Here is a 25,135-nt window from a genome sequence, read left to right on the forward strand (position 1 = left end):
CATTCTCGCCGATGCGCCCGAGGCCGCGATGACGAACCCTCGCGGTCCGGCCGGCGAGCTGCGCGGGCTGGCCCGGCGTACGGGAGCGATCTTGAAGGGCCGCGACCTGTCGGCGGCGGCAGCGACGCTGACCTACTTCGGCGCCATCGCCGTCGTTCCGTGGCTGCTGCTCGCCCTGTGGAGCACGACCTGGTTCGGTGGGATCGACGGCGCCGAACGACGGCTGCTCGACCTGCGGGTGCTGGTGCCGCCGGACCTGGGAGGCCGGCCGCGGTACGACGATCTGGTGCACGCCGCGACCCAGCTCGGCGTCATCGGCGCCCTGGTACTCCTGCTCCCGGCATCGTTCTACGGCGAAGGCATCCGACGGGCCTGCCTGACGTTACGGCCGGCTACGGAGCGCTTCACCGGGTGGCGTGCCCGGTTGCTGCTGATGCCGCTGGTCGTGGTCGTGCCGCCGCTCACCTGGGCGATCCTGGCGGTCGGTGACCGGCTGGCACCCCTGTCGCCCGAGGGAGGCGGGGGTGGGCTCGGCAATGCGCTGGTGCGGATCGTGGCGGGCTTCACGATCGTCTGGCTGGCGCTGAGCGTTCTGCTCACGTGGGTGTTCCGGGCTGTCGCCCCGAGCCGGCCACGCTGGTGGGTTGCGGCGGTAGGGGCGCTGGCCACCGGGTCCTGCCTGGCCGGCTTCCTGCACGGGTTCCAGCTGTTCCTGGCGATCCCGATCGATGTCGGGGTTCCGTTCGGCGGGCTCGGAGTGGTCGGTGGGGTCCTCGCCGTCGGGCTGTGGCTCTATGTGCTGCACGTGCTGCTGTTACTGGGCTGGGCGGTCACCCAGGCTCTCGAGGACCGAGTGAGTGCCAACTCCCCGTGGGCCACGGGAGGCGGTCGTGAACAGCTCTGACGGCAGCGTGGTGGATCTGCGGGTCTGGCGGGTGCCGAAGGTGGGGCCGGCCCTGTTGCGGATGGCAGGCGGACGTTCGCGGCTGCGCAGGACTCCCGGCCTGCGGTTCGCCACCTTGCTCGGGACCAGCTCAGGACGTACTTTCACTCCTCGTGACGCCGATCTGCATCATTGGGCCCTGCTGACCGTGTGGGACGAGATCGAAGCCGCTGACGACTTCGGACGCGGCCCCCTGGTCGGCAGCTGGGAGGCGGCGGCGCAGGAGCGGCTGCGGGTGCGGATGACTCCGCTGTCGTCTCGTGGACGGTGGTCAGGCAGCGAACCCTTCCGCCTGGCGGACCGGCCGGCACAGGCCGGCCCGGTGGCCGCCATCACGCGGGCCCGGCTGCGGCCGTCCCGGGCGCTGTCGTTCTGGCGGGCGGTGCCTCCGGTGGTCTCCGACCTCACCGAAGCCCCCGGACTCCGCTTGGCGATCGGCATCGGTGAGGCGCCGATCGGTCTGCAGGGCACCTTCTCCTTGTGGGACTCCGGCAAGACCCTGGTCGACTTCGCGTACCGCGGAGAGGCTCATCGCGCCGCGGTCGAGCGGACGGAGCCGGCCCGGTGGTACGCCGAGGAACTCTTCGCCCGCTTCGCCGTCCGCGAGATCGAGGGCACCTACCGCGGGCGGACGCCATGACCAGCTCCCGCGTCGAGACCAGCGCAGCGAGGTCGTGGACAGCGCCCAGGGCGGTCACCTGGGTGGCGGGCGGCTTGGCGGCCGCCGCGGTGCTGGTGCAGATGATCTTCCCGTTCACAGCGGGCGGCACGTTCGCGCTCACAGTCGCCAGCGTGCTGCTGCTCTCGGCCGCCGCGCTGACCCATGCCTTGGCGACCCGGGGCCCGAGCACGGCACTGGCTCTGCTCGTCGTGGCCGGCGGCGGTGGACTGGTCGCTGAGGCGATCGGCGTGAGTACCGGCGTGCCGTTCGGCAGGTACGACTACACCGGCACGCTCGGCTGGGAGGTATTCGGTGTGCCGGGGCTGGTGCCGCTGGCCTGGGTGATGATGGCGTGGCCGGCCCTGCTGGTGGCCCGGCTGCTGGTCCCCGGCCGCCGACCGGTGCTGCGGCTCCTCGTAGCGGCTTGGGCGCTGACGGCCTGGGACGTTTTCCTCGACCCGCAGATGGTCGATGCCGGGCACTGGACCTGGGACGACCCGCACCCCGCGTTGCCCGGGGTGGAAGGAATCCCGCTGACCAACTTCGCCGGCTGGCTGGTGGTGTCGGCGCTCATCTGCGGAGTGCTCGATCGGCTGGTGCCCGCCTCCGCGGGCCGGCGGGTGGAGTTGCGGCGCGACGCCGTACCGGTTGCGGTGTATCTGTGGACCTATGGTTCTTCGGTGCTCGCCCACGCCTTGTTCTTCGGTCGTCCTCCGGTGGCGCTGGTCGGCAGCCTGGTGATGGGAATCGTGGCGCTACCGCTGGCCGCGTTGGTGATTCGCCGGACGGGTCGGCGGTGAGGGTGCCGGCCGGCCGCTGGCTGGTTCGCGCCGGTACGACGTTCGCTGTCGCGTCGCTGGGCCTGACTCTCGACAATCTGCGCCGGCTGCGTGCGCCCTCGCCCGTGGCCTCGCCGGCCTCCGAGACCCTCGCGGTGCTGCTGCCCGTGCGCGACGAGGCCGAGCGGGTCGAGCAGTGCGTGCGCGAACTCGCGTCGGCGGCCGCCCACTGGCCTGGGCCTGCCCGGGTCATCGTGCTCGACGACCGGTCCGCCGACGGCACGGCCGACGCATTGCACCGGATCTTGAACGACAGCGAGCATCCGGTGCCGCATCCGGTCGAGGTGATCACCGGCGTCCCGACACCGAACGGCTGGCTGGGGAAGCCGTGGGCGTGTCAGCAACTCGCCGACGCTGCCGGTGGGGCTTCGGTGCTGGTCTTCGTCGATGCCGACGTGACGGTCTCCGAGGCCGGACTGACCGCGACCGTGAGCCTGCTGCGTTCGTCCGGTCTCGACCTCGTCTGCCCTTATCCGCGCCAGGAAGCCGAGGGCGTCGCGGAGCGGCTCGTGCAACCGCTGCTGCAGTGGTCCTGGATGAGCACGTTGCCGTTGGCAATTGCCGAGAGCTCCGCGCGGCCGTCGCTGACGGCGGCGAACGGCCAGTTGCTCGCTGTCGACGCCGCGGCCTACCGGCGAGCAGGTGGGCACGCGGCGGTCCGGGCCGACGTACTGGAGGACATCGGCCTGCTGCGGGCGCTGAAGCGCTCGGGCGGCCGTGGCGTGGTGGTCGACGGCAGTGACATCGCCTCCTGCCGGATGTACGACGGCTGGCGCGACTTGAGGGCCGGCTATACGAAGTCCTTGTGGGCCGCGTTCGGATCACCGATGGGCGCTGCGGCGGTGACGGCGCTGATGCTGCTTTCCCACGTCGTGCCTGCTGCGGCAGCGCTGCGGGGTTCGCGGGTTGGGCTGATCGGTTACCTCGCCAGTGTGGCCGGGCGGGCGCTGGTGGCCCGGCGTACCGGTGGCCGGGTGCACCCTGATGCCTGGGCGCATCCGCTGTCAGTAGCGGCGTTCGCAGCGCTCACCGCCGACTCCGTGGTGGCCCGCCAACGGGGAACCTTGCGCTGGAAGGGCCGGCCTGTCGAGGTTCGCCGGTGAGCGATTCATGAGCCGGCTGGTCGTCGTTGGGGCAGGCGTCGGCGGGCTTGCCGCCGCCGCTCGGCTGAGTGCGCTCGGGCATCAGGTCACCGTTCTAGAGCAGGCCGATGAGATCGGCGGCAAGCTCGGCACCTTGACCCAGGACGGCTTCGTCTTCGACACGGGCCCTTCGCTGGTGACGATGCCGCAGGTACTGGCCGAGTTGTTCGCCGACACCGGACCTCCGCTCACCGAGGTGCTCGACCTGCAGCGCCTCGACATCGCCTGCCGCTACCGCTTCGCCGACGGCACCGTGCTGGAACTGCCCGGCGAGGCTGCCGACATACCGGCTGCTCTGGACGCCGCCCTCGGACCCGGCCGCGGTGCGCAGTGGTCGGCGTTCATGGAACGAGCCCACCGCATCTGGGACATCACCCGGGAACCGTTCCTGGAGTCACCGATCACCCTCGCGGACATGGCACGGCTGTCGCGCCGACTGGATCAGGTCGGGGCGGTCGCGCCTTGGCGCAGCCTGCGCGGTCTCGGGACGGCGTACCTCGAAGATCCGCGGCTGCGGATGTTGCTCGATCGCTACGCCACCTACACCGGCTCGGACCCTCGCCGGGCACCGGCGGCGCTGGCCGCCGTGCCCTATGCCGAACAGGCTTACGGTTCCTGGTATGTGCCCGGTGGGCTGTACCGGATCGGCGAGGCGCTGCTGCAGCGGGCTCAGTCTCTTGGTGCACAGGTGCGAACCGGCGCCGAGGTTGCCGAAGTACTGTTGAGCGGCGGCCGGGCCACCGGCGTCCGTCTGGTCGACGGCACTGTGATCGAAGCTGACGCCGTAGTGGCCAACGCTGATGCCGCCCAGGTCTACGACCGGCTCGTGTCAGGACCGCTGGCACGCCGTGCCGCCGCCAGGATCCACCGTACGACGCCGTCGTTGTCGGGGTTCGTGCTGCTGCTGGCCCTCGACGAAGCGCCCGCCGATCAGCCGCATCATCAGGTGCTGTTCGCCGAGGACTACGACGCCGAGTTCGACTCCGTCTTCGGTCGTCGCGGCCGGGCCCGGCCGGTCGAGCGGCCCACCGTCTACATTTCCGCGCCGGACGATCCGGCGCTGGTTCCGCACGCCGGAGCCGGCGCGTGGTTCGTGCTCGTCAATGCACCCAGGCACGATCCTCAGGATGGCGTCGACTGGGATTCGCCTGGACTTGCCGAACGGTACGCCGACCAGGTCCTGTCGGTGATGGCGTCGCGTGGCCTCGACGTACGCCGGTTGGTACGGCACCGCACCGTGCTCTCCCCGGCCGACCTGGCCCGCCGTACTCTCACCCCGGGCGGCTCGATCTACGGCACGTCCTCGAACGGCGCCAGCGCGGCGTTCCGGCGGCCGGCCAACCGGTCACCGGTACCGGGGCTCTACCTGGTCGGGGGCTCGTCGCACCCCGGAGGTGGGCTGCCGTTGGTGGTCCTGTCCGCCCGGATCGTCAGCGAGCTGATCGGGCCGGCCTGAGCAGGATCAGGCCAGGCGACGTCGTACCGCGAACAGCAGGTGGCCTAGGCCGATCACGGCGAGCAGCAGGCCGAGACCCGCTGCTCCGGTGGCGATGGCGGCATCGTCGACCGCAGGCAGTACGTCGACGCCGACCTGCCGGGCGCCCCACTCGGCACCGCAGAAGAACAGCGCGAACGAAGCGACGATCACCCGGGTCGGGCGCTCGGCCACCGTCACCGCGCCCGGTCCGGCCAGGCCCGCTGCCTGCGCGGTGGCGCGAACCGACTCGTGCAACAGCGTCACCGCACCGAGCGCGACGGCCAGCCACCAAGGCGCGCCGAGCAGGGCCAGAGTGAGAGCGAGGAGTAGATCGGACAGCCGGTCGGCCAGCGAGTCGAGCACCTGACCCCATCGCGAGGTCTTGCCTGTGCGCGACGCGACCGCGCCGTCGACGCCGTCCAGCACTGCACCCGCCACGACGACCGGTATCGCGACGAACAGCCAGACCGATCCGGCCCAGGCGAGCAACGGTACGAGGGCTGTCACCGCGGTCCCGAGCAGCGTGACGACGTCGGGGGAGACTCCGCGTGCAGCCAAGGGCCGGGCGAACGCATCGACCAGCCCGACCCATCCGGAGATCCACACCGACCTCTGCGGGTCCAGGCCGCCGTGCCGCCGCGACCACTGCTGCTGTGCGTCATCGGCCACGGTCTCTGTATATCGCACCGGCCGGCCGCGGCGTTTCACCGGCAGATCGGCGGGTACCGCCCCATCAAACTTAGGCACAATTTGTGCGGTACCCGGGTTCGCCGAAATTTCTCGCGTCAGGTGCATCCCTGTGGGGGCTTCGAGCAGAACAGCAGGTAGGCGCAGGAGATGCGTGCAGACCGGAATCGGACGATGCGGAGGTCGCGTGGCTGACGTGATGCTGAACGGAAGGACCCACCCGGCCGTCGCTCCACCCGTCGAGCTCCCCGAGGACGAGATCGCCGGCCTGGGGGAGTGGCTGGAGGCGCAGGTGACCGGGGCGAAGGCGATGGTGTCGACGTTCACGGTGCAGCGCTGCAGTGAGTACTTCACCGCGCCGGACACCGACGTACTGCGGCAGGTCCTCCGCGAGTTCGTTGCTCGTGGCAAATATGTTCGGTCGACGTTCGCCTATCTGGGCTGGTTGTGCGGGCGGCCCGAGTCCGGTGCGGCGGCGCACGCGGCGGCCAGCCTGGAACTGCTGCACGCGTTCGCGCTGATCCAGGACGACGTGATGGACGACTCGGCGACCCGGCGCGGGCATCCCACCGTGCACGTCCAGCTGACCGACTGGCACCACCGGCTGCGCCCGGGCCACGGCGCGGACCGCTTCGGGCGATCGGCCGCGGTCCTGCTCAGCGATCTGTGTCTGGCCTGGTCCGAGCGGATGCTGCGGGAGGCCGGGTTGCCCGCCGACTGCCTGAACCGGGCTTGGCCGGTGTACGACCTGACCCGCAGCGAGCTGGCGGTCGGCCAGTTCAGCGACCTGCTGAACGACACCTCGGCGAGCCCGAGTCTGGAGAGCGTGCTCGACGTGGCGCGGCGCAAGTCCGGCAACTACACCGTCCGCAGGCCGCTCGAGCTCGGCGCGGCGCTGGCGGGTTGCAGCCGGGAGCACACCGCGGCTCTGCAGCGGTACGGCGCCTTGATCGGGGAAGCGTTCCAGTTGCGCGACGACGAGCTCGGCGTGTTCGGCGATCCGCGGACGACCGGCAAGCCGCTGGGCGACGACCTGCGGCAGGGCAAGGCGACGAGCGTCATCGTGATGGCTCGTGAGCTGGCCGACCCCGCGCAGCGCGCTCAGCTCGAGGAACTGGCGGCCACCGCGGAGACGGAAGGTGGCGGTGATCCGGAGTGGGTCCGGCGGTGGCAGGAGCTGATCGTCGCCACCGGCGCGCGGGCGCGGATCGAGCAGCTCATCGAGCAGCGGGTGGTCGAAGCGACCCGGTTGCTGCGGGCGGCAGGACTTCCGGCGCTGCCGCGGCAGGGCCTGCTGCTGCTGGCCGAGAAGTGCACCCGGCGGGACCACTAGGCATGACCAGACAGGCATGACCAAGCAGGAATGACCGAGCAGGCATGACCGAGCAGGCATGACCGAGCAGGGGAGATCTCACTGATGCGGACAGTCGCAGGTCGCACGGACCGGGTGGTCGTCGTCGGCGCGGGCTTCGCCGGCCTGAGCGCGGCGCTTCACCTCGCCGGCCGCGGCCGGCAGGTGACCGTGCTCGAACGTGAGCCGGTCCCGGGCGGCCGGGCGGGCCGATTCGATCTGGACGGCTACAAGTTCGACACCGGTCCGAGCGTGCTGACGATGCCCGACCTCCTCGAGGACGCGTTCGCGGCGGTCGGTGGCCGGCTGGCCGACCACGTGCAGCTGACCGAGCTGGATCCGGCGTACTCGGCCAGGTTCGCCGACGGGACCAGCTTGGCCGTGCATCGCCATCCCGAGCAGATGGCGGATGCCGTCCGCGAGTTCGCCGGCGCCGAAGCGGCGGCCGGCTACCGGCGACTCCGGGCGTGGCTGGAGACGATGTACCGGGTCGAGTTCGACCGCTTCGTGGCGTCGAACTTCGACTCGCCGCTGTCGATGCTCTCGCCCCAGCTGGCCCGGCTGATCGCGTTGCGGGGCTTCGGCCGGCTCGATCCGGTGATCGGGCGGTTCATCGCCGACGAGCGGCTGCGCCGGGTGTTCACCTTCCAGTCCCTGTACGTCGGCCAGGCGCCGCAGCAGGCGCTCGCCCTGTACTCCGTGATCACCTACATGGACACCGTCGCCGGGGTCTACTTCCCTCGCGACGGGATCCGCGCGATCCCCGACGGCCTGGCCGCGGCGGCGACCAAGGCCGGCGTCGAGTTCCACTACGGCTCGACGGTCAGTGAACTCGAACGAACCGGTCAGCGCGTCGACGCGGTACGAACCGAGAACGGCGACCGCTACCCGTGCGACGCGGTCGTGCTGACCACCGAACTGCCGGTCAGCTACCGCCTCCTCGGCGCCGCGCCCCGGCGGTTGCTGCCATTGCGAGCGGCTCCGTCGGCTGTGGTGCTGCACGCCGGCTCGAACCGCGAGTGGCCCGAGCTGGCTCATCACACCATCTCGTTCGGCGATGCCTGGCGCTCCACCTTCACCGAGCTGATCGACGAAGGCTCCCTGATGCGTGACCCGTCGCTGCTGATCACTCGCCCCAGCGCCACCGATCCGCTGCTCGCCCCGCCCGGACACGACGTGCTCTCGATCCTTGCCCCGGTGCCGAACCTGCAGACCGGACCGCGGGACTGGGACCGGGACGGCCCCCGGTACGCCGAGCAGGTGGTCGACCTCGTCGAGCAGCGGATCGCACCGGGCCTGGCCGCCAGTCTCACCGCGACCAAACTCATCACCCCGGCCGACTGGGCCCGGCAGGACATGGCCGCCGGTACGCCGTTCGCGTGGTCGCACACCTTCGCCCAGACCGGTCCCTTCCGGCCGGGAAACTTCCCGCGCCGCAGCGACAACGTCGTACTGGCCGGTGGCGGCACCGTGCCCGGCGTCGGCGTACCGACCGCGGTGATCTCCGGCCGGCTGGCCGCGGACCGCATCACCGGGCCCGCTCTCGCTCATCCTGCTCGTTTTCGGCCACCCGCTGGAGGCACTTCATGACCACCTCGGAACTCGACGCAGCCGGAATCGCCGACCCCCGGCTGCGCGCCGCCTACGACCGTTGCCGCCGGCTGAACGCCGAGCACGGCCGCACCTACTTCCTGGCGACCCGGATGCTGACCGCGCCCCAGCGGCCCGCGATCCACGCCCTGTACGGCTTCGCCCGGTACGCCGACGACATCGTCGACCTGCCGCCCGCCGAGGCGACCACCACCGACATCGAAGCCGCCTTGCGCGTCGTCACCGACGACCTGTTCGCAGGGCTGCGGGCCGGCCACAGCCCGGATCCGATCCTGGCCGCGGTGATCGACACCGCCCACCGCTACACCATCACCGACGACCTGTTCGACGACTTCCTCGCCTCGATGCGGATGGACCTGTTCACCACCCACTATCCCGACCGCGCGGCGCTGGAGACCTACACCCGCGGCTCTGCCGAAGTGATCGGGCTCCAGGTCCTGCCGGTGCTGGGCACGGTGACCAGCCGCGCCGAAGCGGCCCCCGCGGCCGCGGCCCTCGGGCTGGCGTTCCAGCTGACCAACTTCCTGCGGGACGTGGCGGAGGACTACGAACGCGGCCGGGTGTACCTGCCGGCCGACGAGCTGGGCGCCTACGACGTCGACACCGAACTGCTCGGCTGGTGTGTCACCCACCGGCGGACCGAACCCCGGGTCACCAAGGCGCTGGCCGAACAGATCGCCATCACCCGCCGGATCTACCGGGAAGCCGAGAAAGGCATCGCCATGCTCGCCCCGGTGTCACGACCCTGTGTCCGTACGGCGTACGTGCTGTACTCGGAGATCCTCAAACGCATCGAAGCCGCCGACTACGACGTGTTCTCCCGGCGGGCCCGGGTCGGCACTCCTCGCAAGGCCACCGTCGCGGCCAAGGCCTACGCCCAAGCCGTCTGGGCCCGCCGCTCGAAACTTCGCTGGCCGGCCGCCTCCGGTCAGGGACGAGTGCCGGACGGCAGGACGACCTGACGCTTTTGTGAGGTTGCGCCGCGGGCCGAGTGTGTCCGGCCTGTGAGTGGGCACTGAGGACGCGAATACTTTCGCCGACTCGCAGGGGAGTTGCTGTGGCCACGGACACGAGCGAACAGCGCGGTCGTACCTTCTTCGGGCAACCGCCGGTGCTGGCCAACCTGTTCGGCGTCGAGCTGTGGGAGCGGTTCTCGTTCTACGGCATGCAGGGCATCCTGCTGATCTACCTCTACTACTCCGCGGCCGAAGGCGGCCTGGGAATCGACGAGGGGACCGCCACCAGCATCGTCGGCGCGTACGGCGGTCTGGTCTACCTCTCGACGATCGCCGGTGGCTGGCTGGCCGACCGGCTGCTCGGCGCGGAGCGAACGCTCTTCTACAGCGCTGTCGTGGTGATGTGCGGCCACATCGGGCTGGCGCTGATCCCCGGGATGGCCGGGGTGGCGGTCGGCCTGGTCCTGATCGGCTTCGGCAGCGGCGGTGTGAAGGCTACCGCCACCTCCCTGGTCGGCACCCTGTACGCCGCCGACGACGAGCGTCGCGACGCCGGCTTCTCGCTCTTCTATCTCGGCATCAACCTCGGCGCACTGGCCGGTCCGCTGCTCACCGGGCTGCTGCAGAAGAACGTCGGCTTCCACTACGGGTTCGGACTGGCGGCCGTGGGCATGGCGGTCGGTCTGGTGCAGTACAGCTTCGGGCGCCGGCGACTCAGCGATGCCGCCCGCGAAGTACCGGATCCCATCCCGGCCGCCGGCTTGCGCCGCGTCGCCTTCGGGGTGGCCGCCGCCGTTGTGATCGTCGTCGTGGTCCTGGCGACCGGGCTGCTCCCGGCGGCCCGCTACGCGACCGCGGTCGTGGTGCTGAGCCTGATCGCGGCGGTCAGCTACTTCGTGGTCATCCTGCGGAGCCGCCGCGTGACGCCGGCCGAACGGCGGCGGGTGCTCGCGTTCATCCCGTTGTTCGTCGCGAGCGCGGCCTTCTGGTCGCTCTACCAGCAGCAGTTCACGGTGGTGACCATCTACTCCGACCAGCGGCTGGACCGGACCGTGTTCGGCTGGGAGATGCCGGTCTCGTTCGTGCAGTCGATCAATCCGATCATGATCATCGTGCTGTCCGGCCTGTTCGCGGCGCTGTGGACCAAACTCGGCTCCCGGCAGCCGTCCACCCCGGTCAAGTTCAGTCTCGGCCTGGCCGTCATGGGGGTCGCGTTCCTGCTGTTCCTTCCGATGGCCGGCGGAGGCCCGAACAGCGCCCCGCTGATCGGCCTGGCCGGCGTCCTGCTGGTCTTCACCATCGCCGAACTGCTGCTGTCACCCGTCGGGCTGTCCCTGGCGACCAAGCTCGCTCCCGAGGCGTTCCGGACCCAGATGGTCGCGCTGTTCTTCCTCTCGATCGCCCTCGGTACGGCGATGTCGGGGGTCCTCGCCAAGTTCTACAGCGCCGACCACGAGACGGCGTACTTCGGCGTCATCGGGGCCGTGGCCCTGGCCCTCGCCGCGATGCTGGCTCTCGCCGTCGGGCCGATCCGCAAACTGATGAGCGGAGTTCACTGAGCGGTGAACGCCTGCACGGCGGCGGCCACCGCGGTGGGGTTGTCCTGATGAGCGTTGTGCCTGGCGCACGGAACGACCACATACTTGCTGCCGTGGTGATGACGGGCCCAGCGCGGCGCCTCCGACGAGATGATGCCGGTGCGATCGTCCGTACCGTGCATGATCAGCAAGGGCGCCTGCAACCGCCGCTCCGGTTCGTCCGCGAAACCGTGGGTCAGCGCGGTCCAGACCGACAGGACGGATCGGGTGCCGACGCGTGCGCTCGTACGGCGTACGTACCGGCGTACTTCGGGGTGGTGACTTGCCTGGACGGCGGTGTGACGCCGGCGCACCCAGGCCGGTAGCGCCGCGATCAGCGCGGCCGAGGCTCGCAACGCACGTAGCTGGTAGCGGGCCGGCAGGAGTGTCGCGCTGGTGCATCCGATCGCGATCAGGGCGGCGATCCGGTCGGGTCGCCGGAACGCGACGTGCTGACTGAGATAGCCGCCGAGCGAATGCCCCAGCAGGGTGACCGGCTCAGCTCCCGCGGCGTCGTCCATCACCGCGACGGCGTCGTCGACCAGGGTGGCCATGGTCGTCCTGCCGTTCGCCGGCGGGGACTGGCCGTGACCTGGCAGATCCCACGCCACCGTCCGCCACCCGGCTTCGACGAGCAGGGGAGTCAGCTCGTCGAAGCTGTGGTGGTCGAGGGCGGTGGCGTGGGTCAGCAGCATCCACGGGCCGCGCGATCCGCTCGTCCAGTAGTGCAGCCGGCCGGCGGCCACGCGGTGCTCTGCCGAGCCGAGTTCGCTCAGGGCCGGGACCTGCGCGGCGCCAAGGCGACGCCGAGTCCGATCATCCCGGCAGCGAGGCCGAGGTGCAGCCAGTTGTCAGCGGTGTTGAGCGGCACGAAGTTCGCGGCGCTGGACTGGTCGATGACGAGGCCGTAGATCCACAGCACCAGGTAGACGACGCCACCACCGATCAGGTAGTTGCGGGCGCCGGCTGCCGTACGGGCCAGCGCCAGCCCGGCGACCCCGAACAGCAGGTGCACGAGGTTGTGCAGGATCGAGACCTGGAAGATGCCGAGCAGCATGGCCTCGGAGTGGTGACCACCGAACATCATGGTGTCGTAGTCGGTGGTGATACCGGGCACGAAGCCGAGGATGCCGACCGCGAGGAAGGTGACCGCGACGACGGTCGCGGCGAGTTGGACCCGGGTCGCGGTCATGCGACGGGCCGAGCTGGTCTGGGACATGGCGGGCGTCTCCTGACGGTGGCGGTCTGGAGACCTCCTCCAGACCTGATCCGGATGGACGCGGGGCCCGGTACCCGTGGCGTTTCCGGACATGCCGCCGGCCGGCGCGGTTACCGGATCGTGACCCGTGGTGCGGCGGTGAATCCTATGCAGAGAACCTCTGCAGCCGGTCCGATCCGGATTACACTGAGCGCAGATTGCTGGTGCTCGTAAGGAGTTTGCTGGATGACCGCGGATACTTCCGACGACCTGACCGCGGTGATGACCGCGGCGGCCGCCGCCCTACAGGCGCCCCTCGACCTGGGCAAGACGCTGGAGCAACTGCTGGCCAGCGCGGTCGACACGGTGCCGGGGATCGACCAGGCGAGCCTGTCGGTCACCACTCGTGACGGTCTGATCGAAACCCTGGCTCCGACCGACGAGCGGGTGGTGCGCGCGGATCAACTGCAGTACGAGTTGCGTGAGGGGCCCTGCCTGCAGGCGGCGCTGTCCGAGCCGGTGGTCGAGGCCCTCGACCTGGCCTCCGATCACCGCTGGCCGCAGTACGGGCCGCAGGCCGCGGCGCTGGGCTTCGGCGCGCAGATCGCCTTCCAGTTCCGGGCCGAGCCGCATGCCCGCGGCGCACTGAACCTGTACGCCGATCGCGCGCACAGCCTGGACGGCGACACCCGCGCCCTGGGTGCGTTGTTCGCCGGGCTGGTCGCGGTCGCGATGGGGTGGGCCCGGCAGGAGGACACCATGAACCAGGCCCTGGCCACCCGCAACGTGATCGGCCAGGCGGTCGGCATCGTGATGGAGCGCTACACGATCGACCCCGACCGCGCCTTCGCCTTCCTGGTCCGGACCTCACAGGACAGCAACACCAAGCTCAAGACGGTCGCCGACGGCATCGTCGCCGACGTGATCGAGAAGGCCACCCGCCGCAGCTCCTGATGACCGAACTTGTGCGCGCTACTACGCGCGCCCTTCCTGGGTACCGACGCCCGACGTCGACAACGGGAAGGAAGGTTCGAGGATGAGCGCGGAAGAGAACCTGCAGCGCTTCAGGCAGGCCCTGACGGACTTCGAGAGCTCCGGTGCGGTGGACGAGCTGACGGAACTGTTCGGCGAGACGGCCGAGCTGGAGCGTCCCGAGGTCGGGTCGCACCACAGCAGGACGTCGTCGCCCGAAGAGTTCTGGCAGGCCTACCGGGCCCAGTTCGACGAGATCGCGAGCACGTTCACCCGATCCGCCGCCGGCGCGCAGCTCGCGGTGCTGGAGTGGACCGCCGACGGCAAGCTGGCCGGCGGTACACCCATCCGGTACGCCGGGGTGTCGCTGCTCGAGTACGCCGACGACGGCCGGATCAGCCGCTTCGCCACCTACTTCGACACCGCCGCGTTCATCACCACCGGCTCCCGCTGAGCGATCCCGGCGGGAGGGTTTTCAGCGCGGGCCGGCGGGGAACCGCGAAGGCCCAGCTCGATCGAGGAGGTCTGATGAGCCAGCGTGACGACGAGAACCGGCTGAACGGCGAGGACGTGGAATCCCGGGACGGTGGTGACCTGCCGCTGACGGACTTCGACCACCTGCCGTTCGGGTCGCTGACCAGCCGGATCCGGGCCCTCGACGCGGGGCAGCTCGAGACGCTGATCAGCTACGAACGCGAACACTCGCAGCGCATCGCGGTACTGGAGGCGCTGGGGCATCGCCTGGAGGCTCTGAACAACGGAGCCGAGCCGACCGACGGGGACCCGAACGCGGAACGGCCGGAGGTCGCCGGTCCGCCGGACGCCGGCTCGCGGGTCGGGGCGGAGGACGGTCCGGCGCTCAACCCGCCGGCCCACGGCGATCCCACCAACCCCGCCCAGCCGCGGACCTGATTCGCGCGTTGTTTGGTCTGTCCGCAGGGTGGGCACCAAGGATGGCCGTTCTGCCTGACCGTCTCAGCGAGTGTCTCGCTCCGTGGATGCCGTGCCCGCCTGAACCGTGAGAATCAAACGTTTCGTACCTAGCCAGGAGCGCCCGTCGATGGTGCGGTGAAGTGGCGGTTCGATCACTCAGGGGAACCGCACTTCGCTCTCGAGAGGGAAATCGTGAGGCTAGCGAAACGCATTGCAGCCATCGGTTCGGTGGGCCTGCTGACCGTCGTCGCGCTGACCACCAGCAGTAACGCCCAGCCGATAGAACCGGTCGCAGCGCCCGCCGCCACCGCGGACGCCGAGCACGACACCGTCTACGCCACCGGCAAGGACCGGGCAGGCAACACGACGGTGACCATCTACGACCCCGCCAAGGGCGTCACTCCCGACCAGTTGCGCGACAAGCTCCGCCGCAGCGGCGTCACCGGCGTACTGGCGAAGGGGCAGCAGCCCCCGTCGAACCAGCCCACCCAGCAGAAGGCGCTCGCCTGCTTGAGCGAGGGAACTGCCCGGCAGTGGTGTGACCACCAGTGGTCCTACGGCGCGTACAACGACCCGCAGGTCTACTTCCTGGACTCCACGTCCTCGGCGTGGCCGGTCATCGCCTCGGTCACCGAGTGGAACCGCGCGACCGGCATCGATTCCTTCTGGAAGTCCGGCTCGACCGCCTGTCCCACCGGCGTCCACTGTGTGACGGTCGCCAACGGCGCCTACGGCAGCACCGGCTGGCTGGGCCTGACCACCTGGACCCCGAACACCCAGGGGCCGGTCTCGGTGAAGCTCAACGACAGCTACACGCTGACGGCAGCCGAACGCCGTACTATCGCCTGCCACGAACTCGGCCACGCGCTGTCGCTCAACCACAACACCTCGACGACCAGCTGCCTGTACTCCGGCACGTACGTCTCGCTGGTCCCGAACGCCGACGACTACAAGATCCTCCCGCTGATCTACCCGCTCGCCGGCACCTGAGCTGCCGACTCGCGAGGCGCCACCCGGCATCCTGGGTGGCGCCTCGCGCGTTTTCCCCGCTCCGGGCATGCCCTCGGCCCCGACTGGGTACTGCGACCGCAACCCGAGAGGAGCCACCATCATGGGTGTACCCATCGTCATCGCGCTGGCCGTCATCGTCCTCGCGGCCGTCGGTTATCTGCTCTGGACGCTGTTCGCCGCGGGCCGTGGTGCGGCCGCGACCGCCGAGTCCGTGGGCACCGAGAACACCTCCGAGACCGCCCCGCACAGCGACGAGCACACCAAGATCCGCCACGTCGAAACCAAGCCGCCCCAGGACTGAGCCGGGCCCCAGTCATTTCAATCCAACGCTGGTTTGATCCGGGCAGGCCGGAGAAGGGCGAGAAACGGCCGGGAAAACCTGCGCAGCTTGGCATTCCGGTCGCTCCGGTCGCGACGGTACTGTCGCCCGATGACCGAGACGACGGCACCACACAGCCCGATCGACGAGCTCTCCGAACGCTTCCTCGAGGCCCGTGCCGAGTTGTCGCCCGCCGCGGCGACGATCATGGGCATGCAGGGGCACGAGGACAAGCTGCCGGACCGGTCACCGGCCGGGTTCGAGGCGCTGCTCGACCTGCACCGGGCCACCATCGCCGAGGCGAAGGCGGTCGAGGTCTCGTCGTTCCGGGAGGAGACGGCCAGGGACGCGCTGCTGGAGCGGATCGAGCTCGACGCCGAGCGGTACGAGGCGGGCGTCCCGCAGTACGAGCTGAACGGGATCTCCTGCGTACCGGTCGAGATCCGCGCGGTCTTCGACCTGATGCCGACCGCGACCGACCAGGACTGGGAGAACATCGGCCGGCGGCTGGACCAGGTCGGCACGCTGCTCGACGGCTACCGCGAAACCCTGCTCCAGCAGGCCGCCGCCGGCCGGGTCTCGGCGGCCCGGCAGGTCAAGGTGCTGGCCGAGCGGATCGCCGGCTGGACCGGTGCCGAAGGCAACGACTACTTCCTCGGCCTGACCGCGACGGCGCCGGACTCGGCGCTCAAGGCCAGGGTCGAGGCGGCCGCGACCGAGGCCAGCAAGACGTTCGGGGAGTTCGGCCAGTGGCTGCTCACCGACCTGCTGCCGCAGGCGCCGAACCGGGACGCGGTCGGTCGCGAGGTCTACCAGCTCGCCTCCCGCGACCACATCGGCGCGACCCTCGACCTGGAGGAGGCGTACGCCTGGGGCTGGCAGGAGCTGGCCCGGATCGAGCAGGAGATGCAGACCATCGCCGCCGCGCTGAACGACGGCGAGCGCAGCATCCCGGCGATGGCCGCCGTCCTGGACGCGGACCCGGCCCGCAAGATCCACGGCAAGGAGGCGTTCCGCGACTGGATGCAGGAACTCGCCGACGGCGCCGTCCAGGAACTGCGGGGCAAGCACTTCGACATCCCCGACGAGATCGGCCGGATCGAGTGCATGATCGCGCCGACCTCCGAGGGCATCATCTACTACACCCCGCCGAGCGAGGACCTGGTCACCCGGCCGGGCCGGATGTGGTGGGCCGTGCCGGCCGGGATCGAGGACTTCGCCACCTGGCGTGAGGTCACCACCGTCTACCACGAAGGCGTTCCGGGCCATCACCTCCAGGTCGGGCAGACGATGCTGCGCGCCGACCTGCTGAACCGCTGGCAACGGGTCGGCTGCTGGGTCTCCGGCCACGGTGAAGGCTGGGGCCTGTACGCCGAACGCCTGATGGAGGAGCTCGGCTACCTCGACGAGCCGGGCGCCCGCTTCGGCATGCTCGACGCGCAGGGCTTCCGCTCCGCCCGGGTGATCGTCGACATCGGCATGCACCTGGAGCTGGAGATCCCGCGCGACAACCCGTTCGGCTTCCACCCGGGCGAGACCTGGAACGCCGAGCTCGGCTACGAGTTCCTCCGGGCCCACTCGCGGATGGAGACCGAGTTCCTGAAGGCGGAGCTGAACCGGTACCTCGGCTGGCCGGGGCAGGCGCCGTCGTACAAGATCGGTGAGCGGATCTGGCTGCAGGCGCGGGAAGAGGCCAAACAGCGCAAGGGCGCCGACTTCGATCTGCGGGCTTTTCACTCCGACGCGCTCAACCTCGGATCGCTCGGCCTCGACCCGTTGCGCCGCGCGCTGGCCCGGCTCTGAGAAACCGGGGGCGGCAAATGCCGCCGAAGCCTGGTGACGGGCGGAGCCGGCGGATATAAGGGTTGCTGACGATGTGCGGACTCCATGGGGGTATGGAGTGCATCGTCGTTGATGGGGGGAACCATCAAGGATCAGAAGGCGGCTCCGGCCGCTCCGACGTTGCCGCCTGCCGGTGGGTTGCCGACCGGCGGCGGGGCTGTTCGCGGCATCGGTGAGAAGTTCGCAGCCGACCCGGCCGGCGGCACCGGCGGCATGACGTTGCCGCTGCCGTTGAGCGCGTCGCGTTCGGGCTTCGGCCCGCAGTTGTCGTTGCGGTACGACTCGGGCGCCGGCAACGGGCCGTTCGGGTTGGGATGGTCGCTGGACCTGCCGGTCCTCAGCCGGGCGACCGATCGAGGGCTGCCCCGGTACGACGACGAGCAGGATGTCTTCCGGCTGACCGGCCTGGAGGACCTGGTCCCGGTACGCCGCCCCGACGGCACCCTCCGGCCGGACGACCAGCTCGGTGCCTACGCGGTCCGCCGGTACCGGCCCCGGATCGAGGGTGGCTTCGTCCGGGTCGAGCGCTGGACCCGCAGTACCGACGGCGACGTCCATTGGCGCACTCTCTCCGCCGCCAATGTGCTCGCCGTGTACGGCCGCGACGCGGGGTCCCGGATCGAGGACCCGCTGGACCCCGCCGACCCGGCGAGCCGCACCCGCGTCTTCAGCTGGCTGCTCTGCGAGACCCGTGACGACGTCGGCAACGCCGTCCGTTACGAGTACGCCGCCGAGAACACCGACAACGTGGACCTCTCGGCGCCGCACGAGCTCAACCGGCCGGCCGGGGCCAGAATCTCCAACCGCTACCTCAAGCGAATCCGCTACGGCAATCTAACGTCCCTGCTCGACGCCGCCGGTGAGCGGCCCGTCGACGTTCCGCCGGCCGAACTGGCCGACGGACGCTGGATGTTCGAGCTCGTCTTCGACTACGGCGAGCACGACGCCGAGCGTCCGTTGCCGGGCGACAACGGCAAGCGGCCGGCCAGGCCGGACGCGTACTCGACCAGGCGGCCGGGTTTCGAAGTCCGTAGCTACCGGCTGTGCCGCCGGATCCTGATGTTCCACCACTTCCCGGACGAGGCCGGCGTCGGCGCCGACTGCCTGGTCGGCTCGATGGATCTCGGCTACGAACTCTCGCCGGTCGCCTCCCTGCTCACCTCCGTGGCCCGCCACGGCTATCAGCGTTCCGGAACCGGCTACAGCAAGGCATCCACACCGCCACTCAGCTTGGCGTACAGCCGCGCGACCATCGACCCGTCCGTCCGCAGGTTGCCGACGGACAGCCTGCCGTACGGTCTCGGCGCACCCGGCAGCCACCAGTGGCTCGACCTCGACGGTGACGGGCTGACCGGCGTACTGACCGAGCAGGCCGGTGGCTGGTACTACGCGCCGAACCTCGGCGGCGGCACGTTGGGGCCGCTCCGGACGGTCGATCCGTTGCCGAACGCGGCCGGCTTCAGCAGCGGTCAGCGCTTGGTGGACCTCGATGGCGACGGCCGTCTCGACCTGGTCACCTTCGACCGCCAACCGGCGGGCTTCCACGAGCGGACCGACGAGGGCGGCTGGGCACCGTTCGTACCGTTCTCCGAGCTGCCGCAGATCGACTGGGATTCCCCTGCCCTGCAACTGGTCGACCTGACCGGGAACGGCCTGGCCGACCTCCTGATCGCCGGCGACGGGGTCTATCGCTGGCATCCGTCGCACGGCGACGCGGGGTACGGCCGGGCATTGCCACTTCCGGTGCCGCCTGGCGACGAGACCCGGCCGGAACTCGGAGCGGGCCGGCAGGAAGGCGTGTTCCTCGCAGACCTGTCCGGCGACGGCCTGAGCGACCTGATCCGGATCAGGAACACCGAGATCTGTTACTGGCCGAACCTGGGCTACGGCAACTTCGGGGCCCGGGTCGTGATGGCCAACAGCCCCTGCTTCGACCGGCCGGGAGAGTTCGACCCGGCCAGGTTGCGGCTGGCGGACGTGGACGGCTCCGGCCTGGCCGACGTCCTGTACGTCGGCCCGAAGCAGGTACGCCTCTGGTCGAACCAAAGCGGCAACTCCTGGAGTACGCCGACCCACCTGCCGACTCTGCCGCATCTCGACGACCACACCGGCGTTCAGCTGGCCGACCTGCTCGGCAACGGCACCGCCTGTCTGGTCTGGTCGTCACCCCTGCTCGCCGACGCCGGATCGCCGGTCCGGTACGTCGACCTGATGGGTGGCACCAAGCCGTACCTGCTCACCACGGTGACGAACAATCTCGGCGGCGTCACCAAGATCGGCTACGCGGCCTCGACCAAGTTCCTGCTCGCCGATCGCCGGGCCGGCCGGCCGTGGGCGACCCGGCTCCCGTTCCCGGTGCACGTGGTCGAGCGGCTCGAGCAACTGGATCTGATCGCCCGGACCAGGCACGTGACGACGTACAGCTATCACCATGGGCACTACGACGGTGAGGAGCGCGAGTTCTGCGGCTTCGCCATGGTCGAGCAGCAGGACACCGAGAGCATCGACGAGTACGTCGCGGCGGCGGGTCAGGAGCCCGATCCGTTGCTCCAGCAGCCGCCGGTCACCTCGCGCAGCTGGTTCCACACCGGCGCCTACCTGGGTGCCGACCGCATCCTGCACCAGTTGGAGGCGGAGTACCACCTGGGTCTGCGCGAGCTACCCGATGCCGAACTCCCACCGGAGCTCGACGCGGCCGCTCTGCGGGACTGCGTCCGAGCGCTGCGGGGCTTGCCGCTGCGCAAGGAGACCTACAGCTTCGACGGCTCGTCGAAGGCCGCCGATCCCTACCAGGTCACCGAGTTCGGCTACGAGATCGAATGCCTGCAGAGCGGCGGCAAGGAGCGGGGTGTCTGGCATCCCAAGCCGACGGAGACCCTCGACCGGCACTACGAACGTGAGTCAGGCGATCCACGGGTCGAGCACAGCGTCGTACTGGAGACCGGACCGTACGGCATCCCGATCGCGAACGCGTCGATCACCTACGGCCGGGTGATCGCCGACCCGGAGCTGCCGATCGAGGTGACCGAGGCGCAGCAGCGGCTGACCGTGACCGTCACCGAGATCGACCTCACCCCGGTCATCGACGGCCCGGCGTCCTTCCGGCTGCCGGTCGCCTACGAGGGCCGCAACCACGAACTCACCGGTACGACGCCCGCCGCCACCCGCTTCACCCGCCGCGAACTCCGCGACGCCCTCGCCGCGGCCGCGCCGATCGACTACGAAGTAGTTGCCAACGGCATCGATAAGCAGCGCCGCCTGCTGGCGCACACCCGAACCCTGTTCCTCAGCAACACCCTCGCCGAGCTCCCGCTGGGACAGTGGGACACGCTCGGCCTCAGTCACCGCACCCTCCAGTTGGCCTTCACGCCCGGCGTGGTCACCGAGTACTACGACGGTCAGCTCACCACCGCCGACTGGGTCGACGCGGGCTACCTCCGGATCGACGATGGTTGGTGGATCCCGTCCGGCACCTACGTTTACCCGCCTGACCCGGCCGCGCACTTCTTCCTGCCTGCCGGTGTGATCGATCCGACCGGCATCGTGACGCTGACAACCCTGGACCGGTACGACCTGCTGCCGCAACGGGTACAAGTCAGCCAGGCCCTCTGGCAGGACAGCCATGCCCTGAACGACTACCGTGTCCTGGGCCCCGTAGAGCTGACCGACCCCAACGGCAACCGCAGCGCCGTCCGGTACGACGAACTCGGCCGGGTGACCGCGTCGGCGGTGATGGGCAAGGCCGGGGCCGGCGTCGGTGACACCCTCGACGATCCGACCATCCGGGTCGAGTACGAGCTGTTCAACTGGCTCGACGGTTCGACACCCAACCGTGTGCGGTCGTACCAGCGCACCGAGCACGGTGCCGCCGGTGAGTGGCGGCAGACCATTGCCTACGGCAACGGCACCGGCGGAACCGCGATGCAGAAGTCCCAAGCGGTCTCCGGCTGGCTCTGCACCGGACGCACGGTCCTGAACAACAAGGGCCTGCCGGTCAAGCAGTACGAACCGTTCTTCAGCGACACCGACGAGTACGACGACGAGGAGACAGCGCAGACGGTCGGCGTCTCGTCGACCCGGTACTACGACCCGCTCGGTCGTGCCGTCCGAGTGGAGAACCCGGACGGCACGCTGGCCAGAGTGACGATCAGTGCCTGGTGGCAACGAGACGAGGACGCCAACGACACCGTCCTCGACAGCCGCTGGTACGCCGAGCGCGGCAGCCCCGACCCGGCCGGACCGGAGCCACTCGGGGACCCGGCCACCAGAGCCGCCTGGCTGGCCGCCCAACATGCGAACACCCCCGCCGTCGCGCACCTCGACAGTCTCGGCCGCACGGTCTGGACGGTGCTCGACTACGGCGGCGGCAGGACCGCGGGCTCCCGGGCCGAGAGCGACCTGACCGGCCGGTTCAGCTCCTTGTTCGACCAACTCGGACGGAAGGTGTCCTCGAGCTTCACCGCGATGAACGGGACGGCGGTCTTCGGCACCAGCCCGGAGAAGGGCGATCGCTGGTCGTTCGTCGATGCTCGCGGCGCGATGGTCCGCACCTGGGACGCGTGCGGGCGGGTCTATCGCACCGAGTACGACGCTCTCAACCGTCCGGCCGGCACGTTCGCCGCCGAGCCGGGCCGGCCGGAGATCCGGTTGAGCCACCTCGTCTACGGCGAGGCCGTCGCCGACGCCAAGCAGCGCAACCTGCTCGGTCTGACGCACCAGGTGTTCGACTCGGCCGGCATGACCCGGGTGATCGAGGTCGACTTCAAGGGCAACCCGGTGGCGCTGGAGCGGGTGCTGACCGCGGACCACACCGAGCTGCCCGACTGGACCCCCGTGGCGGCCGCCGACGGGTACGGCGCGATCCAGGTTGCCGCGGCCCCGTTGCTCGACGCTGAGCCGTTTCCCGCAGGTTCGGAGTACGACGCGATGAACCGGCCGCGGCGGATCACCCTGCCGGACGGCAGCGTCGTCGTACCGACCTATGACGTGGCCGGTGCCCTGGCCAGGCTGCAGGTGCAGGTGCGCGGGCAGGGACCGCTGGTGGACTTCCTGGTGGAGCAGGAGTACGACGCTCTCGGCAGGCGGCGCTCCGCTCGCTACGGCAACGGCGTCCTGCTGAGCTACCTGTACGACCCGGACACCTTCCGGCTGGCGAACCTCGTCGCGGTCAAAGCCGGCCAGGACCCGGCGACGCGGAGTCTGCAGAACGTCGGCTACACCTACGATCCGGTCGGCAACATCACCGAGCTCCGCGACGCCGCGCAGCCCACGTTCTTCTTCAGCAACGCGGTGGTCGAGGCCCGGACGCGCTACGGGTACGACGCGCTCTACCAGCTCACCAGCGCCACTGGACGTGAGCATGCCGGTGGGGCCAACGACACCGTGCTCGACAGCAGTGATGTCGAGGCGGTCCCGCAACTCCCGCACAGCAACGATTCGGGGGCCGTACGCAACTACACCGAGCTGTACGACTACGACGAGGTCGGCAACCTCAAGCGGCTCCGGCACGTCGCGCCGACCGCCAACGGAAGCTGGACGCGGCACTATCGGTACGAGTACGAGAACGACCCCGCAGACCTGACGAACCGGCTCGCTGCGACCAGTGTGGCCAACGACCCCGACGCAGGACCGTACACCGCGACGTACGAGTACGACGATCGGGGCAACCTGCTGCACCTGCGACTACCGACCCCGGGCGAGCTCACCTGGAACCTGCTGGACCAGCTGGCCGAGGTCGACCTGGGCGGCGGCGGTACGGCGTACTACAGCTACGACTCCGGTGGCCGCCGTGTCCGCAAGGTGATCGAGCGGGTCGGCGGTGCCAGGCTGGAGCGGATCTACCTCGGCGCGGTCGAGATCTACCGGGAACGGCAGGGCAACGGGCCGGTCAAGCTGGAACGCCGGACGCTGCACGTGTCGGACACGGCCGGCCGGATAGCGCAGGTCGATCTCAAGGTGCGCGACGAAGACAACGCCGACCCGGCCAACCCGCTGGGCGTCGCCTTGATCCGGTACCAGTACGGCAACCAGGCCGGCTCGACCACGCTGGAGACCGACGACAGCGGCACCCCCATCTCCTACGAGGAGTACCACCCGTACGGGACCACGGCGTACCGGTCGGGGAAGCCGTCGTCGAACCACAGCCTGAAGCGGTACCGGTTCGCGGGCCGCGAGCGGGACGACGAGACCGGCCTGCACTACGGCGGAGCCCGGTACTACGCGCCCTGGCTGGGCCGCTGGATCAGCGCGGACCCCGGTGGATTCGCCGACGGTCCGAACCTCTACCTGTACTGCCACAACAACCCGGTGATGGTGACGGACCCGACCGGCCGCCAGGGCTGGTCCGGCAGCTTGCAGAACAAGCCGGACGACATCAAGGCGGCGCAATCCGACCCCAGCCCGGCGGCGGGGGAGAAGTACTCCGCCTGGGTGCGGGCACAGTCGTTCGAGGTCAACGGCAAGACCTACAGGGTCAAGCCCGGCACCGGCACTCTCACCTGGGGCAACGGGCACTGGTATCTCAATGACATCGATGCCGACGAGGTCATCCCGCCGGCAGCTGAGGCGGACAGCAGCTCCTCCGGCGGCAGTTCAGGAGCCGGACCGGGGAGTGGGTCCGGCGGTGGTTCCAGCGGTGGTTCCAGCGGCGGCGCGAGCGCAGCTCCCGGTACGTCGCCCGAAGGAGGAGGCGGGGTAGGCCTCCTCACCCGCCCCGGCGTCCAGGGCCCGCCCGGGCCGTCGCCCGACATCAAGCCGGTTCCCAAGGTCGACCTACCGAGCGCGCCGGCCGGAACCAACTTCAAGACCGCCGAGGCGGCGGGGCGCGCCAACGCCCGGCAGTTCGGCACCTGGGGTCCCGGCGACAACGCCCAGCACTACCTGAAGTGGCTCAACGGCAAGCGGGTGAACCTCGATCCGCGGATCACCAACGACCCGCGCTACATGGGCCCGCTGCAGTCACTCTCCAAGAACAGCACGCCTCGAGTAGCACCGAACGGCCGCACCTACGCCACCCCGCACACCTACGCCGACCGCGGGCTCTACCCGCACCACGAGGGCGAGGTCGAACAGAGCTGGGGCAACTACGCGACCCCGCGGACCCAGCACGTGGAGACCGGCCGCCGGGTGATGCGGGACATGACCGGCAGCCGCGGGCCGATGCCGCCGTACATCCTCGGACCGACCCTGGTCGGGCTCGGCGGCACGCTGGCGGTCGGCCTGGTCCGGGGCGCGATCCCGCTGGTGGCCGAGGTGGAGACCGGTCTGGCCGGCCTCTCCATCTACGCGTACGGGGCGGGGTACACCACGCTCAGCAGCGGTCTCGCGACGGCTTCGGCGTACACGCCGCTGGTGGCGGGCAGCGCGGTCGCCGGTGTGCTCGGCGGCAACCTCGCGGAGTACGGCGCCTCGAAGGTGACCGACAACCGGGAGGCGCAGCTGGCCGCCGGAGTGATCGGCGCGGCCGCCGCGGGGGCCGCGATCGGCGCCCTGATCGGTTCGGTGGTACCGATCGCCGGCACCGCGATCGGAGCCGGGACGGGCGCCGCGATCGGCGCGGCGGTGGGGCTCGCGGCCTACTTGATCAGCAAGTACTGGTGAGGACGACGTGGAAGGTA

At 70.2% G+C, this 25,135-nt stretch carries 19 protein-coding genes; 16 read left to right on the top strand and 3 right to left on the bottom strand.

The features are described 5' to 3' along the window. Positions 1-28: 28 nt before the first annotated feature. From OX958_RS16245 to OX958_RS16265, 5 genes are read left to right on the top strand one after another with little or no spacing between them, the layout of a single operon-like run. Complete coding sequence (locus OX958_RS16245; RefSeq protein ID WP_270138536.1) at positions 29-904, top strand: YhjD/YihY/BrkB family envelope integrity protein; 876 nt, start codon at positions 29-31, stop codon at positions 902-904. Beyond that, positions 891-1,583 (top strand): hypothetical protein, encoded by a 693-nt coding sequence (locus OX958_RS16250; protein ID WP_270138537.1) that lies wholly within the window; start codon positions 891-893, stop codon positions 1,581-1,583. Before OX958_RS16245 ends, OX958_RS16250 begins: the two co-directional genes overlap by 14 nt. Further along, a complete protein-coding gene (locus tag OX958_RS16255) occupies positions 1,580-2,404 on the top strand; it encodes a carotenoid biosynthesis protein (protein WP_270138538.1) in 825 nt (274 codons plus the stop codon). Before OX958_RS16250 ends, OX958_RS16255 begins: the two co-directional genes overlap by 4 nt. After that, a complete protein-coding gene (locus OX958_RS16260) occupies positions 2,401-3,546 on the top strand; it encodes a glycosyltransferase (protein ID WP_270138540.1) in 1,146 nt (381 codons plus the stop codon). The genes OX958_RS16255 and OX958_RS16260 overlap by 4 nt, the downstream gene beginning before the upstream one ends. Before the next feature lie 7 nt (positions 3,547-3,553). Then, complete coding sequence (locus OX958_RS16265) at positions 3,554-5,041, top strand: phytoene desaturase family protein (RefSeq protein ID WP_270138541.1); 1,488 nt, start codon at positions 3,554-3,556, stop codon at positions 5,039-5,041. 6 nt (positions 5,042-5,047) lie between these two features. Here OX958_RS16265 and OX958_RS16270 read toward each other — a convergent pair whose 3' ends face one another. Next, the gene (locus OX958_RS16270) at positions 5,048-5,731 is read right to left on the bottom strand and encodes a CDP-alcohol phosphatidyltransferase family protein (protein ID WP_270138543.1); all 684 of its coding nucleotides are present in this window, start codon (positions 5,729-5,731) and stop codon (positions 5,048-5,050) included. A gap of 205 nt (positions 5,732-5,936) precedes the next feature. Here OX958_RS16270 and OX958_RS16275 point away from each other — a divergent pair, with 205 nt between their 5' ends. From OX958_RS16275 to OX958_RS16290, 4 genes are all read left to right on the top strand, one after another. Further along, positions 5,937-7,082, top strand: a complete 1,146-nt coding sequence (locus tag OX958_RS16275) for a polyprenyl synthetase family protein (RefSeq protein ID WP_270138545.1) — start codon at positions 5,937-5,939, stop codon at positions 7,080-7,082. 84 nt (positions 7,083-7,166) lie between these two features. After that, positions 7,167-8,690 carry a phytoene desaturase family protein gene (crtI, locus tag OX958_RS16280; RefSeq protein ID WP_270138546.1) on the top strand — a complete coding sequence of 508 codons (1,524 nt, stop codon included), beginning with the start codon at positions 7,167-7,169 and terminating at the stop codon, positions 8,688-8,690. Beyond that, positions 8,687-9,673, top strand: a complete 987-nt coding sequence (locus tag OX958_RS16285; protein WP_270138548.1) for a phytoene/squalene synthase family protein — start codon at positions 8,687-8,689, stop codon at positions 9,671-9,673. Before crtI ends, OX958_RS16285 begins: the two co-directional genes overlap by 4 nt. A 95-nt stretch (positions 9,674-9,768) precedes the next feature. Next, complete coding sequence (locus OX958_RS16290; protein ID WP_270138550.1) at positions 9,769-11,226, top strand: peptide MFS transporter; 1,458 nt, start codon at positions 9,769-9,771, stop codon at positions 11,224-11,226. On the opposite strand, the gene OX958_RS16295 is transcribed toward OX958_RS16290, so the two are convergent. Both OX958_RS16295 and OX958_RS16300 read right to left on the bottom strand, forming a co-directional pair. Then, positions 11,220-11,990: an alpha/beta fold hydrolase gene (locus OX958_RS16295; protein ID WP_270138552.1), complete on the bottom strand. Its 771-nt coding sequence runs from the start codon at positions 11,988-11,990 to the stop codon at positions 11,220-11,222. The two genes, OX958_RS16290 and OX958_RS16295, sit on opposite strands and share 7 nt — an antisense overlap. Positions 11,991-12,016: 26 nt before the next feature. Further along, positions 12,017-12,463 carry a DUF4383 domain-containing protein gene (locus tag OX958_RS16300; protein ID WP_270138554.1) on the bottom strand — a complete coding sequence of 149 codons (447 nt, stop codon included), beginning with the start codon at positions 12,461-12,463 and terminating at the stop codon, positions 12,017-12,019. Between the two features lie 225 nt (positions 12,464-12,688). Here OX958_RS16300 and OX958_RS16305 point away from each other — a divergent pair, with 225 nt between their 5' ends. The 7 genes from OX958_RS16305 to OX958_RS16335 all read left to right on the top strand — a co-directional run bounded on the left by OX958_RS16305 (position 12,689) and on the right by OX958_RS16335 (position 25,118). Beyond that, entirely contained in the window at positions 12,689-13,396 is a 708-nt protein-coding gene (locus OX958_RS16305) for a GAF and ANTAR domain-containing protein (RefSeq protein ID WP_270138556.1), read from the top strand. Between the two features lie 82 nt (positions 13,397-13,478). Further along, a complete protein-coding gene (locus OX958_RS16310; RefSeq protein WP_270138558.1) occupies positions 13,479-13,868 on the top strand; it encodes a nuclear transport factor 2 family protein in 390 nt (129 codons plus the stop codon). Between the two features lie 74 nt (positions 13,869-13,942). Beyond that, the gene (locus OX958_RS16315; RefSeq protein ID WP_270138560.1) at positions 13,943-14,326 is read left to right on the top strand and encodes a hypothetical protein; all 384 of its coding nucleotides are present in this window, start codon (positions 13,943-13,945) and stop codon (positions 14,324-14,326) included. 213 nt (positions 14,327-14,539) lie between these two features. Next, a complete protein-coding gene (locus OX958_RS16320) occupies positions 14,540-15,337 on the top strand; it encodes a hypothetical protein (protein ID WP_270138562.1) in 798 nt (265 codons plus the stop codon). 121 nt (positions 15,338-15,458) lie between these two features. Then, the gene (locus tag OX958_RS16325; RefSeq protein WP_270138564.1) at positions 15,459-15,659 is read left to right on the top strand and encodes a hypothetical protein; all 201 of its coding nucleotides are present in this window, start codon (positions 15,459-15,461) and stop codon (positions 15,657-15,659) included. A gap of 129 nt (positions 15,660-15,788) precedes the next feature. Then, positions 15,789-17,480 (top strand): DUF885 domain-containing protein, encoded by a 1,692-nt coding sequence (locus OX958_RS16330; protein WP_270138566.1) that lies wholly within the window; start codon positions 15,789-15,791, stop codon positions 17,478-17,480. Between the two features lie 111 nt (positions 17,481-17,591). Beyond that, positions 17,592-25,118, top strand: a complete 7,527-nt coding sequence (locus OX958_RS16335) for a SpvB/TcaC N-terminal domain-containing protein (RefSeq protein WP_270138568.1) — start codon at positions 17,592-17,594, stop codon at positions 25,116-25,118. Positions 25,119-25,135 lie beyond the last annotated feature (17 nt).

This window comes from Kribbella sp. CA-293567, assembly GCF_027627575.1.
In the GTDB taxonomy this organism is placed as follows: Bacteria; Actinomycetota; Actinomycetes; order Propionibacteriales; family Kribbellaceae; genus Kribbella.